The organism is Paenarthrobacter sp. NPDC058040 (genome assembly GCF_042885775.1).
Classification (GTDB): domain Bacteria; phylum Actinomycetota; class Actinomycetes; order Actinomycetales; family Micrococcaceae; genus Arthrobacter.
The window spans coordinates 1-12,129 of the sequence record NZ_JBHVRN010000005.1 but is presented as its reverse complement, the minus strand read 5'-3'; the positions used below and the strand labels follow the sequence as shown (position 1 = coordinate 12,129).

The window sequence follows — 12,129 nt, the reverse complement described above, 5'->3', positions numbered from 1 at the left end:
CCAAGGCTCAGCGGCCCCCGCCCCCGTTGCGGGCTTCGGTCGCGGCTGTCTGGATAGTCGATTCGTGTCCCGCCATGCCCGCTTGTCGCGCCCTCGCGCAGGCTTCGGGGAGGGCCTTCAGCAGTGCGGCCACGTCAGCCTCAGTGGACGTGTGGCCCAGGGTAAACCGTTGGGCACCGCGCGCAGTATCCTCATCCAGGCCCATGGCCAGGAGGACGTGCGATGGCCGAGGCACTCCCGCCGTACAGGCGGAGCCGGTGGAGGATTCGACGCCGGCCAGGTCCAGCAGGAACAGCAGGGAATCGCCTTCGCAACCCGGGAAGGTGAAATGGGCATTTCCGGGGAGCCTGCCCCTGCCCGTTGAACCTCGAAGGACGGCCTCCGGAACAACCTCCCTGACCCCTGCGATCAAGCGGTCACGAAGGCCGGACAACCGCTCGGCCTCCGCGCCAAGGTTCCGCGCAGCGGCTGCGGCTGCTGCCGCAAAGGCAGCGATGGCAGGAGTGTCCAAGGTTCCCGACCGGACGTCCCGTTCCTGGCCTCCACCATGCTGGACCGGCGTCAAGGCTATGGCGCGGCCCAGGAAAAGGGCCCCAACACCCACGGGGCCGCCGATCTTGTGCCCCGACACGGACATCGCGGCCAGCCCGGACTCACGGAAGTCGACAGGCAAGGAGCCGAATGCCTGCACAGCATCGCTGTGCACAGGAACGCCATACGGCTTGGCCAACCCGACGATTTCCGCGATGGGTTGGACGGTGCCTACCTCGTTGTTCGCCCACATCACCGTGACAAGGGCCACCGAATCCGGGTCCCGGCTTAGTTCGTGCCGCACGGCATCGAGTTCGACGATTCCCTCGCCGTCAACCGGCAGCCACACCACCTCGGCGCCTTCGTGGCGTTCGAGCCACTCGACGGTGTCCATGACCGCATGATGCTCGACGGCGGAACACAGTATCCGTCGTCGGCGCGGGTCCGCGTCGCGCCGGGCCCAGTACAGGCCCTTGACGGCAAGGTTGTCCGCCTCGGTACCGCCCGAGGTGAAGATAACTTCGGACGGGTGTGCTCCCGCGGCCGCAGCCAAAGTTTCGCGGGCGTCTTCAACGGTACGACGCGCACGGCGCCCTGCGCCGTGAAGCGAAGAGGGGTTGCCGGTCCTCGCCAATTCACGGGTCATGACCGCAAGGGCTTCGGCCGACATGCTGGTAGTTGCGGCATGGTCAAGGTAAACGGACACGCTGCAATTCTACCGACGGTCCACCCTCAGGCGTCGCCCGGGGCTTCCAGTGCAGCTATTCGGGCGCAGCAATGGCCGGGGCCGTCATCGGGCACCACGCATTCCGGAGCCTGCCCCGAAGCGGTCGCAGCGCCTCTGAGGAAAGCGCCATTCATGGAGCACACCACATCCTCGTGGTTCCTCGAGAGCCGGTGGAAGGGACAGTTGAGGAGCCGGTACCCGCTGTTGTCCGGCACCGGTTCGTACCCCAAATCCGTCAAGGCGCCTACAAAGTCACCCGGACGCCCGGCCTCGCGGCCTTTGCCGTGCGCAACTTCCAAAAGGGCCTCCTGCACTGGAATCGCTCGGTTGATGGATTCCGAGACCGCAGTGGCCAGCACATCGCCGGCAAGGTCGTAATGCCGCTCGGGGATGGATGCGCTGATCTCGTCAGTGGCAGCGCGATAGAACTTCGCCGGCCGTCCCGAGCCCGGCCCGGCCTTCCCGGAGGGCTTCCGGAACTCGACTTTCAGCACACCCTCACCAACCAGGCGATCCAAGTGGAAAGACGCCGTACTGCGGGGAAGACCCATGGCCCCTGCCGCTTCGTCCCGCCCCACAGCTTCACCGGCGGCCAGGACATAGGAGTACAGCGCCCGGCGATTGCTGTCATCCAACGCCGCGATCGCGGAAATCCTCTTGCTCCACGAAGAACCGGTAATGCCCATGGCTAAAGGATATCTCTAAAAACAAGATTCGTTGATTATTTGAGCTTCCACCACCCAGCCCACCAGCCGTCAGGCCTTCCTCCTGCTGCGCACGGTTTTCACGGTGGCACCCATCATTTTTGGCGTGGACAAATTTTTCAACCTGCTCACGGACTGGACCATCTACCTGGCCCCGGCCGCCACGGCTGTGGTGCCCGTTTCGGCCCAAACGTTCATGTACGGAGTAGGCGTCGTCGAAATCCTCGCCGGGATCGCCGTGGCGCTCAGGCCCCGCATCGGCTCGTTGATTGTGGCAGCCTGGCTCCTCGGCATCATCGTCAACCTCTTGGTCCTCGGCTCCTACTTTGACGTTGCCCTGAGGGACTTCGGCCTCCTGGTCGGCGCGCTCGCGCTTCACCGCTTGGCCACACCCTCCAAGACAGGGAACCCGTAGCCGCAACCGTCAGGACGGCGGGATTACGGCCACTTGGGCTTGAACGTCCGCCTTGGCATTGGCCAGGGCAGACGTGGAAGGGCAGGCAATCGACACATAGACAGAGGACTCAGGGCCGCTGAACAACCTGGCCATCACCAACGCCTGCTTTCCTCCGGCAGTAGAACCGGATTCCAAGGCCAGCAACTCCACGGAGCGCTGGGGTTTCCCTGAGTCCTGCCCCCAGCGAAGAGTGGCCGCCTTCAGTTTTTCCGTATCGACCCCTGCGTCGAGGTACTGGAAAAGTGCCTTGGTGGATGCAACATCGTCCCCAGGGACCACCAACGGACCTTGGTTGACGCTGACCCTGGCTACCGCAAGGCAACCATCGGATTTCGCGTACCGGTTCTCCCCCTGCAGTCCCGAATGCACCACCGACCACCCGGGAACCTCCTCGAGCCTGCTGGCGTAAGTGACCGGCTCTCCCGGGACCAACGTTCCTCCGGCGCCAAGGGGAAGATCCTTGGCCGCCACGGCCGCCGCGTCATGCCCAGGAGTAATGGTGGGCGTGGACAAAGTGGATTCCGCAGACGAAGGCTTGGGAGCGGCAGGGTCCGGGACGTTGACGCTGCACCCGGCCATCAACAGGCCGGCCGAGCCCGCTGCTCCCAAGGCGAGCAGCCGCCGTCGAACGTTTCTTACCACCGTTGCTCCTCACTCGCCGTCCCTGCCCGATCAGAGTCTACAGACGCGCTACGCCAGGACGCGCAATCCTCCCGGGACCACTTCAACGTCAACGGGCAGCGCGGCAATCCGCTCGCCGTCGGCATAGGCGCTCGCCCCGGCGGCCTCAAGGCGCACGCGCCTAAACCGTTGGATCTCCACGGCCGGATGCGTCGTATGCCTGCCCGTGAAGACTTTGGGGAAGACGGCCAGGAAACGCAAGCGGGAGAGCGGCTTGACCACGAACAGGTCCAACTCGCCGTCATCAGGCGAGGCCTCGGGAGTGATCTTCATGCCGCCCCCGATCGACTGGCCATTGGCAACGGACATCAACATTGCCCGCTGATGCCATTGCCGGCCGTCAGCCGTGACTTGGTACTCGATGGGGCGGAAGGAAGCCAGTTCCCGGATCATGGCAAGGTTGTAGCGGTTCCTGCCGCGGGGCCAACGCCAGGAGTTGGCCCGTTCGTTGACGGCGGCGTCGAAACCGGCGGAAAGTACGCCCGCAAAATAGGTAGTCCCCGCTGCCGACGTGGTTCGTGCCAGATCAATCCGACGCCCGCCCGTCTCGAGGGCATCAAGCGCCAGGCGGCATGCGGCCGCGACGTCCGTAAGAGGCACACCCAGCGTCCTTGCGACGTCGTTGCCCGTTCCTGCCGGAACAATGCCCAGCGGAATGTCCCTGCCCACCAGGGCGTTCGCTGCCAGGTTGACCACACCATCCCCGCCTACAACCACCAACGCGTCGATACCCGTCTCCGCCGCCTGGTCCACCAGTTTCCGCAGGGCCTCGTGGCTGTCACCCTTGAGCACGACGACGTCGAATCCGGCGGTGCGGAAAAAGGCGGCGGCCTGGTCCCCGGCTTTCGGCAGGCGACCGAACGAAGCGGCGGGGTTGATGGCCAGGGCAAGCTTGCCCGAACTGCGGCTGTTCAGGGGGACCGGAGCATTCACAGCCCGAATTATGCCAGCCGGGAACCAGGGCACCCCTCGCCGACGTTCACACTGTGGCTGGATAGACTGGCCCCTGCCGCCCATTCAGGAGCGGACCACAAACTAGAGAAGGGCCCGTGCTTGGCCGAGGGCAGCAATTCGCACTATCAGGTCCTCCGTGTGCCCGTCACTGCGACGGACAAAGAAATCAAAGTGGCCTACCGCAAGGCCGCGAGGAAGGCCCACCCGGATCATGGCGGCGAAGCCGAAACGTTCCGACGAGTGACCCTGGCTTACGAAACCTTGATAGACCCCCGCCGCAGGGCTGAGTACGACCGCCGGTACGCCACTGGAGGGGCCGGACGATCCGAATCAGGGCCCGGCGACTACACCGGTCCGGCCAGTCCCGGACCGGGCACCACTGCCGGTGTCAGGCGTCCACAGCAGCAGCGCAACACCGCCGGCGACCCGGCCATGTACGTGCCACCTTTCGATGACCCCTTCGAGGTTCCACTCATTTCCAAGGCAGAGGCCGCCCTGCAGGTCCATGGGATTCCCCGCAAACGAGGAATTTTTGGTGCCGAAGCGCGGATCCAGCGTGAAATGCGCACGGTGCAACTGATCTCCCGCCAGGTTCTGACGGCCATTCCGGCGGCACGCTTGGTCAATGGCTTGCGCTCCCCCTCGGACAACAGCCACATAGACCACGCCGTGCTGTCCGGATACCGGCTCGCCCTCGTAGGCTCAATGCTCCTTCCCAAGGGCGCATACGCCTGGGACGGCCAGTCCTTGCGCCATGGCGGCAGGACCATCGCACCGCCGCAACTCAGCCACATCGTCCGGCAGATGCAGGACATCTTCCCGGAACTGAATGTAACCGGCTGGGTGGTGCTGCATAGCCCCGACGGAAACCTCCACGAACCGGTGATCGACCATTACGGCAAGAGCACGGCTTCCGGAATCGAAGTGGTCAACGGCGCGGGCTTGGCCAGGGGGCTGAAGCAATTCCTTGGTTCGGGTCCCGCCCCCAACACCGTGGTGGTGCCCGTCCTGGCCCGGCTGCTACGGGGCATGCACCAGTAGCGGGGCCGGACCACAGGCCCGGCAATCGCTGGATAGGATGGACCAGTGTTCCGCATCCTCTTCCACACGCCAGAAATACCGGGCAACACCGGCAACGCCATCCGCCTGGCCGCCATCACCGGCGCCGAACTGCACCTGGTGGAGCCGCTCGGCTTCGATTTCTCCGATGCCAAACTGCGCAGGGCAGGCTTGGACTACCATGACCTGGCCGTCGTTACCGTCCATAAGGACATAGAGGCTGCGTGGGCAGCCCTGCAGCCGGAGCGGGTATTTGCTTTCACCTCCGATGGCGAAACGTCTTATACGGCTATCGAATACCGTCAAGGCGACGTCCTCATGTTTGGCCCCGAATCAGTCGGGCTCCCGGCCTGGCTGAAGCAGGATCCGCACGTTACGGCGCGGGTGCGGCTGCCGATGCGGCCCTCGCTTCGCTCCCTCAACCTCGCCAATGCGGCATCCATCGCGGTCTTCGAAGCATGGCGCCAGAACGGCTTCGGCGGGGCCAAGCTGTAACCCATCCACACGGGCGGCGGTGCCGAATACCTGATGCAGGAGGAATCTCCGGCCAAAGGATTGCGGATGAGGAGCCCAAGTGAGCGTGCTGGAGAGCAAGGTGGCTGTGATGGTCGACGGCACGTCCGCAACCATCACGCAGGGTGGCCGTCCTGCCGATTTCAAAGCAGACCACATATGCTGGACTGTGATGGACACCCCCAACAACCCCGGACCCCCGGTCTTTGCGGCTGCAGGCCCGGCGACCGATTTGAACTCGCAATTGACGGGCCTTCTTGAATTGATCGCCGCAGGTGAGCAGGAAGCCTTCGCTGAGTTCTACCGCCTGACCTCCAGGCGGGTCTACGGTATGGCCAGGCGGGTGCTCATCGATCCCGAACTGAGCGAGGACGCCACGCAGGAAGTCTTCATGCAGGTCTGGCAAGGAGCCTCAAAATTCGATCGTGCCGCTGGAAGCCCACTGGCGTGGTTGATGACCATTGCGCACCGCAGGGCTATTGATCGTGTCCGTTCCGTGCAGGCCGCGACAGACCGCGAAGCCCGCTATGGCGCTGCCAGCCAGGATCCGGACCGCGATGTGGTGGCCGAGGAAGCAGGCACCAACCTTGAAGCGCAGGCTGTGAGCCGCTGTTTGGATACCTTGACGGAGACCCAGCAGGAGTCGGTTCGCCTGGCCTACTATGGCGGCCTCACTTACCGCGAAGTAGCCGAGCGGCTGGGCGCAGCTGTGCCCACCATCAAATCAAGGATCCGGGACGGCCTCCTGCGCCTCAAGACGTGTTTGGGGGTGGCCTGACATGACTGAAAACGCAGGTGGAGGATTTATCCGCAAAATGTTCGCGAACGACATCGCAACGGACCTGGCTGAGGGCCGCGTCCTCGAGCTTGCCGAGATCTATGCTTTGGATGCCGTTACGGTCGAAGAACGCGTCCTGATCGACAACTTCGTCAAGGACGCCCCTGAGGGCCCCGAATTCAGGGAAAGAGTCCGCCAAGCGCGGGAGACGTTGGCTGTCAGCTTCGCACCGGAGGAGGATCCGCCCGCCGGACTGTTCGACTCCATCATGGACAAGGTCGCCCAGGCATCCCCAGCGGCGCCGCCCACTGCCGAACGTCCTGCTGCGCCCGCCACAGGACTACCCGCAGTCGCCGATCTTGCCAGTGCACGGCTCAAGCGAAATGAACGTCGACGCCTGGCAGGGGCACGGGCGTGGATCGTTGGCGCGGCCGCGGCTGCCGCGATCGCCGTTGCAGGCGTCGGCGTTGGCGCTTACGTCGCGGCCCAGAACGATCCCGTCAACCAGGTCCTCCAAGCACAGGATGTCCAAAAGAAAACCGCGGACGTTCCCGGAGGCGGCACAGCCACGATCTCCGCGTCCTCGGCAAAGGATTCTTTTGTGGTGCTCATGAACGGCGTGTCCCCCGCCCCAACTGGCAAGGTCTACCAGTTGTGGACCCTGCCAAAGGACGGTTCAGCCCCGGTTTCGCAGGGAACCATGGACGCAGACGGCCTGTCCAAGCCAGCCATCGTGAAAGGGCTGTCCTCGGCATCATCCGTAGCGATCACGGTGGAGCCGGCCGGGGGCTCCAAGGCGCCTACCACCGCGCCTGTCGTGGTGGTCCCCTTGGGAGCCGCCTGACCCTGCACGTACTGCCTTAACGCCCGACGGCGGCCGTCCCACCCAAGGGGACGGCCGCCGTCGCACTTTGCGGTACGGAGGCGTCGCTACAACACGAGCGACAACAGCATCACGAACCCAAAGCCAACTACGGAGATCAGCGTCTCCATCACGGACCAGGTTTTGAAGGTTTGCCCCACCGTCAGCCCGAACAATTCCTTGACCAACCAGAAACCGGCGTCGTTGACGTGGGACAGGAACAGCGAGCCTGCCCCGATCGCCAAGGCCAGCAGGGCTGCGTGAGTCGGACTAAGGCTGCCTGCCAAAGGGGCCACGATCCCGGCAGCCGTCACAGTGGCCACTGTTGCCGATCCCGTTGCGAGGCGGAGCGCGACCGCAACGATGAAGCCCAGGACCAGCACGGACATGTTGGCGCCTTCGGCCCATTTCTTGACCGCGTCACCTACACCCGCGCCGATCAGGGTCTGCTTGAATCCGCCGCCGGCGCCAACAATCAGGAGGATTGCCGCGATCGGTCCAAGGCTGTCGCCGAGCTTGGCCGTGATCCTGCTGCCGGTGAAGCCCACTGCGTACCCAAAGGTCACGATCGCGGCCAGCACTGCGAGGGTCATGGCCACCAGCGGCTGGCCAACGAAGTCGAAGAAGATCCGGATGGCGGGCGCAGTCGCCGCGTCCGGCCAGATGATCCCGCCCAAGGCCTTCAGCAGCATCAGTACCACCGGGAAGATGATGGTCAACAGGGTGACGATGAAGGACGGCTGGCGTTTGACGTCAGTGAGGTCGGCGCTGTGCTGGGTGTCGATGCCCCCGGCGATCGCAGGCGCGTCGACGGGTACCCATCGGGCAGCCAACCTGGAAAACAGCGGACCACAAATGATCACGGTGGGGATTGCCACCAATATGCCCAAAGCGAGAGTGGTGCCGAGCTCGGCCTTTACGGCGCTGATCGCGATCAACGGCCCCGGATGGGGCGGAACCAGGCCGTGGAGCACGGACAAACCCGCCAAGGCAGGAATGGCGATGCGCATCAGCTTCATCTTGGAGCGCTGCGTCACCAGGACGATCACCGGCAGGAGCAGCACCAGACCGATCTCGAAGAACATCGGCAGGCCAATGATGACCGCCACCAGGGTGATCATCCAGACCAGCTTGTTGCCACTCGCTTTGGCGATCAGCGTATCCACTACCCGGTTGGCGCCGCCGGAGTCTGCCAGGAGCTTGCCGAGCATCGCACCCAGCGCAATCAGCAGGCCGACTTCCTTGAGGACGCCGCCCACTCCGTCTTCGAAGTTGGTGATGACCTTGCCCAGTTCAACGCCCGAAGCCAGGCCAACGAAGGCCGAACCAAGGACCAGCGCCAGGAAGGGATGCAGCTTCAGCTTGGCAATCAGGACCACGATCAACGCGATCCCGATGGCCGCTACCACCAGGAGCTGGGTATCATGACCGGTCCAACCCTGGACCTCGGTGGACACCAGGGATGCGGTATTCAGGGCAGTCACGAAACGGCCGTTCCCTTGCCCTCGGCGACGGGGTGGAGCCCCAGCCTCTGGATGACTTCGTCCGCTTCCTCGGCAGGAGACGCCGAGACGCACAGCGAAATGTAGTTCTCGCCCTCGGTGGGCTCCTCCAGGGCTTCGAATTGCGATTCGAGCAGGGACGGCGGCATGAAATGACCGTGGCGCGAGGCCAGGCGGTCGGAGATCTTGTCCTTGCTGCCCTGGAGGAAGACAAAGACGACGCCCTCCCCGCGAAGCACGTCGCGGTACTTCTTCTTGAGGGCCGAGCACGTGATGATCGCCGGTGTCCCGGTTGCGGTGCGCTCCCGGATCCAGGAAGCAATAATCTCCAGCCAGGGCCAACGGTCCTCGTCCGTGAGCGCCTGTCCCGAGTGCATCTTGGCAACGTTGGCCTCGGGATGGAGATCGTCACCTTCGGCGAGATCCCATCCAAGCTTCCCGGCCAGAACGCCGGCTACAGTCGATTTGCCCGATCCTGAGACGCCCATGATCACCAGGACGGGCTGCTGTGCAGTCTTCGCCATCAAAGTCTGCCTTCCTCGAATAAATATGATTTAACCGAGGTCAAGCATATGGCAGGGGTTACACGAGGGCAATACTAGAAGCCCGCGATGGTAGTGGATCCGTTGACCGACACCACGTGGAACCGCTCCGCACTTCGCCCTTCGGACAGCCCGGACCGCTGTCCATTTGCCAGCAGGTTACTGCGGACCACGCGCTCCATTCCTTCAATGTCGGGGTGCTGGCTCGCATGGATCCGGATGGCCTTCAGCTTGGCGTCAACATGGTCCGTAATGTCCACTGCATGATTCTCGAGGACCTCGGGACTCGAGATGAACCACAGCCAGGGCAGCTTGAAGGCCTGCAGCCCGGCTTCTGCAAGCTCCGGGTACGCGAACGGGTTCTCCACGGCCGGGTACACGGCCCGCGTCACGGCCTCCCCCGCGGCAAGGTGGTCCGGGTGGCTCTTCTGGATCCGCTCCCAGTTCCTTTCGGGGTGCATGGTCAGCACAATGTCCGGGCGAATTTCGCGGATCAGCTTGACCACTTGCTTGATGACGCCGTGGGTCGGTTCCAGATAACCGTCACGTTCGTGCAGGTAGTGGATGTCCTGCACGCCCACCAGTGCCGCAGCCCGCGCCTGCTCCTCGGCCCGGAGCTCGATGATTCGTTCCCGGTCCACGGGGTCGAATCCTCCGGCGTCACCGTCGGTCATGATGCAGTAGCTGACCTGGACCCCCGCGGCCGTCCACGCTGCGATGGTCCCGGCCGCCCCAAAGTCGATGTCATCCGGATGGGCAGTAAAACAAAGCACCCGCTCAACACGCTCCGTGGAGGTGTTGAACGGGCTCTTCGCTGACGAAACGCCAGAAGTCAAAGGATCAGCCTTTCCGCTTCTTGATCTCGGCCGTGGCCTGGGGCAGGACCTTGAAGAGGTCGCCGATAATGCCAAAGTCCGCAATTTCGAACACCGGTGATTCAGCGTCCTTGTTGACGGCGACAATCACCTTGGAGGTCTGCATGCCGGCCTTCTGCTGGATGGCACCGGAAATGCCCGCCGAAATGTAGAGCTGCGGCGAAACCGTTACACCGGTCTGGCCTACCTGCGCGTCGTGGCCGATCCAACCGGCATCCGTCGCGGCACGGGAAGCACCGACCGCGGCGCCCAGCGCGTCCGCGAGTTCCTCGACGGGGCCGAAGTCGCCATCAACGCCACGTCCACCTGCCACAACAATGCGTGCTTCGCTCAGTTCGGGGCGTCCACTGACGGGCTTGTCCGTCCGCGACGAGATCCGCGCCGAACTTGCCGCTGCGCCAGCTGGTACTTCCACCGTGGCCTTTTCCGGGGCGGTGGCGGCAGCAGCAGGCTCAGGTTCAACCGTGTTCGCCTTGACCGAGTACACCGACACAGGCGTAGTCGCCTTCGCAGTGGTGGTGTAGGAGCCTGCGAGGACCGACTTGTGCGCGGTGCCGTCCGCTTCCACATCCACTACGTCCGTGATGACTCCGGCGTTGAGCTTGATGCCGAGGCGGCCGGCGATTTCCTTGGCCTCGGGCGAGTTCTCGAGCAGCACGGCGGTGGCACCGGAGGTGCCCACCGCAGCGGCCAGGTAGGCGGCCTTCGGCCCAGCGAGGTAGTCGCCAAGGTCCTCTGCAGACGGCTGGAATACCGTCACGACGCCATAGGCACCCAGGGCGGCTGCTACGCCGTCGGCCAGTTCGCCGTTAATCGCGACGGCGGTCTCCCCCAGCTTCCGGGCAAGGGTCAGGAGCTCCAGGCTGCTCTTCTTGAGCGTTGCTCCGGGGTTGTCAATGAATACAAGTGCATTTGCCATGGTTGAGGTCCTTTAGAGCAGCTTCTGTGCGGCCAGGAAGTCGACCAGCTTGATGCCGGCGTCGCCTTCGTCGGTGATGATGGTGCCGGCACTCCGCGGCGGACGTGCCTCAGCGGATTCCACGACGGTCCACGAACCCGCGGCGCCCACCTGAGAGGCATCAACCCCGATGTCCGCGAGGGACAACGAAGCAATCTTCTTCTTCTTGGCTGCCAGGATCCCCTTGAAGTTCGGGTATCGCGGCTCGTTGATCTGGTCGGTCACGGAAACGACCGCAGGAAGCTGTGCCTCGATGGTCTCGGAGTGGAGTCCGGTGTCCCGGCGGGCCACCACGGTGCGGCCGCTGAGCTCGAGGCTGGAGGCGAAGGTCACCTGGGGCAGGGACAAGCGCTCAGCAAGCTGTGCGGGGACCAGCGAGGTCTCACCGTCCGTGGAAGCCATGCCCGTGAGGACAAGGTCAACAGGGCGCCCGTCCGCGGAAAGGTGGCGGATGGCGGCTGCAAGCGCCAGTGACGTGGCAGCCGCATCGGAGCCTGCCAAGGCGTCGTCGCTCAAGTGGACACCGGAGAAGGCGCCGATTTGAAGTGACTTCTTCACGGCGTTCACTGCTCCGGACGGGCCCATGCTCAAGGCAATGACCTCGTTGCCTGCCTTCGCGCCACCGCGCTCTTCAGCGAGCTGCAGGGCTGCCTCAAGGGCGTACTCGTCAAGTTCGGACAAGATGCTCTCGTCGCGATCGGTGGTGTTGCCTGGTCCGTTGATGTGCCGGTCAAACTGCGCGTCCGGGACGTGCTTGACCAGGACCACAATCTTCAATGTGTCTTCCACTGTCTTCGAAGCAGCCTTCCATGCTTGTGGACGGCCAACCTTGAAAGCGTGGCCGTGAAATCGCCCAACACGTGGGCTTCCCCTAGCTAAGCATATTGCCCCCAAAAATCCATTGCGGCGTTAACGCCTGTTTCGTCTTCCTGGAGGCCGGTACTTGCCGGGGAGAGCCCGACGGCGGGCCGCACCTTCCAGGTGCC

The 12,129-nt window shown here is 64.0% G+C and carries 14 protein-coding genes; 5 read left to right on the top strand and 9 right to left on the bottom strand.

Annotated elements, in window-relative coordinates:
• Window positions 1-7: 7 nt before the first annotated feature.
• Window positions 8-1,237: a cysteine desulfurase family protein gene (locus ACFVSJ_RS07870; protein WP_387435713.1), complete on the bottom strand. Its 1,230-nt coding sequence runs from the start codon at window positions 1,235-1,237 to the stop codon at window positions 8-10.
• 26 nt (window positions 1,238-1,263) lie between these two features.
• A complete protein-coding gene (locus ACFVSJ_RS07865) occupies window positions 1,264-1,944 on the bottom strand; it encodes a helix-turn-helix transcriptional regulator (RefSeq protein WP_387435711.1) in 681 nt (226 codons plus the stop codon).
• 103 nt (window positions 1,945-2,047) lie between these two features.
• Between ACFVSJ_RS07865 and ACFVSJ_RS07860 the strand changes: the two genes are divergently transcribed.
• Window positions 2,048-2,377 carry a hypothetical protein gene (locus ACFVSJ_RS07860; protein ID WP_387435710.1) on the top strand — a complete coding sequence of 110 codons (330 nt, stop codon included), beginning with the start codon at window positions 2,048-2,050 and terminating at the stop codon, window positions 2,375-2,377.
• Between the two features lie 9 nt (window positions 2,378-2,386).
• Here the strand turns inward: ACFVSJ_RS07860 and ACFVSJ_RS07855 are convergent, their stop codons facing one another.
• A complete protein-coding gene (locus tag ACFVSJ_RS07855; protein ID WP_387435709.1) occupies window positions 2,387-3,061 on the bottom strand; it encodes a hypothetical protein in 675 nt (224 codons plus the stop codon).
• Window positions 3,062-3,109: 48 nt separating this feature from the next.
• Entirely contained in the window at window positions 3,110-4,033 is a 924-nt protein-coding gene (locus ACFVSJ_RS07850) for a diacylglycerol/lipid kinase family protein (RefSeq protein WP_387435708.1), read from the bottom strand.
• A gap of 120 nt (window positions 4,034-4,153) precedes the next feature.
• Here ACFVSJ_RS07850 and ACFVSJ_RS07845 point away from each other — a divergent pair, with 120 nt between their 5' ends.
• The 4 genes from ACFVSJ_RS07845 to ACFVSJ_RS07830 all read left to right on the top strand — a co-directional run bounded on the left by ACFVSJ_RS07845 (window position 4,154) and on the right by ACFVSJ_RS07830 (window position 7,248).
• A complete protein-coding gene (locus ACFVSJ_RS07845) occupies window positions 4,154-5,095 on the top strand; it encodes a J domain-containing protein (RefSeq protein ID WP_387435706.1) in 942 nt (313 codons plus the stop codon).
• Window positions 5,096-5,140: 45 nt separating this feature from the next.
• Window positions 5,141-5,608: a tRNA (cytidine(34)-2'-O)-methyltransferase gene (locus ACFVSJ_RS07840; RefSeq protein WP_387435705.1), complete on the top strand. Its 468-nt coding sequence runs from the start codon at window positions 5,141-5,143 to the stop codon at window positions 5,606-5,608.
• A 190-nt stretch (window positions 5,609-5,798) separates the two neighbouring features.
• Window positions 5,799-6,404, top strand: a complete 606-nt coding sequence (sigK, locus tag ACFVSJ_RS07835) for an ECF RNA polymerase sigma factor SigK (protein ID WP_387436141.1) — start codon at window positions 5,799-5,801, stop codon at window positions 6,402-6,404.
• A 1-nt stretch (window position 6,405) separates the two neighbouring features.
• Window positions 6,406-7,248, top strand: a complete 843-nt coding sequence (locus tag ACFVSJ_RS07830) for an anti-sigma factor domain-containing protein (protein ID WP_387435703.1) — start codon at window positions 6,406-6,408, stop codon at window positions 7,246-7,248.
• A gap of 86 nt (window positions 7,249-7,334) precedes the next feature.
• On the opposite strand, the gene ACFVSJ_RS07825 is transcribed toward ACFVSJ_RS07830, so the two are convergent.
• The 5 genes from ACFVSJ_RS07825 to ACFVSJ_RS07805 form a co-directional block, all read right to left on the bottom strand.
• Window positions 7,335-8,750: a gluconate:H+ symporter gene (locus tag ACFVSJ_RS07825; protein ID WP_387435700.1), complete on the bottom strand. Its 1,416-nt coding sequence runs from the start codon at window positions 8,748-8,750 to the stop codon at window positions 7,335-7,337.
• Window positions 8,747-9,292: a gluconokinase gene (locus ACFVSJ_RS07820; protein ID WP_387435698.1), complete on the bottom strand. Its 546-nt coding sequence runs from the start codon at window positions 9,290-9,292 to the stop codon at window positions 8,747-8,749. The genes ACFVSJ_RS07825 and ACFVSJ_RS07820 overlap by 4 nt, the downstream gene beginning before the upstream one ends.
• Window positions 9,293-9,366: 74 nt before the next feature.
• Complete coding sequence (locus ACFVSJ_RS07815) at window positions 9,367-10,146, bottom strand: PIG-L deacetylase family protein (RefSeq protein WP_387435697.1); 780 nt, start codon at window positions 10,144-10,146, stop codon at window positions 9,367-9,369.
• A 4-nt stretch (window positions 10,147-10,150) separates the two neighbouring features.
• On the bottom strand, window positions 10,151-11,104 hold the full coding sequence (locus ACFVSJ_RS07810) for an electron transfer flavoprotein subunit alpha/FixB family protein (RefSeq protein ID WP_387435695.1): 954 nt from the start codon (window positions 11,102-11,104) through the stop codon (window positions 10,151-10,153).
• 12 nt (window positions 11,105-11,116) lie between these two features.
• Window positions 11,117-11,932, bottom strand: a complete 816-nt coding sequence (locus ACFVSJ_RS07805; protein WP_387435693.1) for an electron transfer flavoprotein subunit beta/FixA family protein — start codon at window positions 11,930-11,932, stop codon at window positions 11,117-11,119.
• Between the last annotated feature and the right edge of the window lie 197 nt (window positions 11,933-12,129).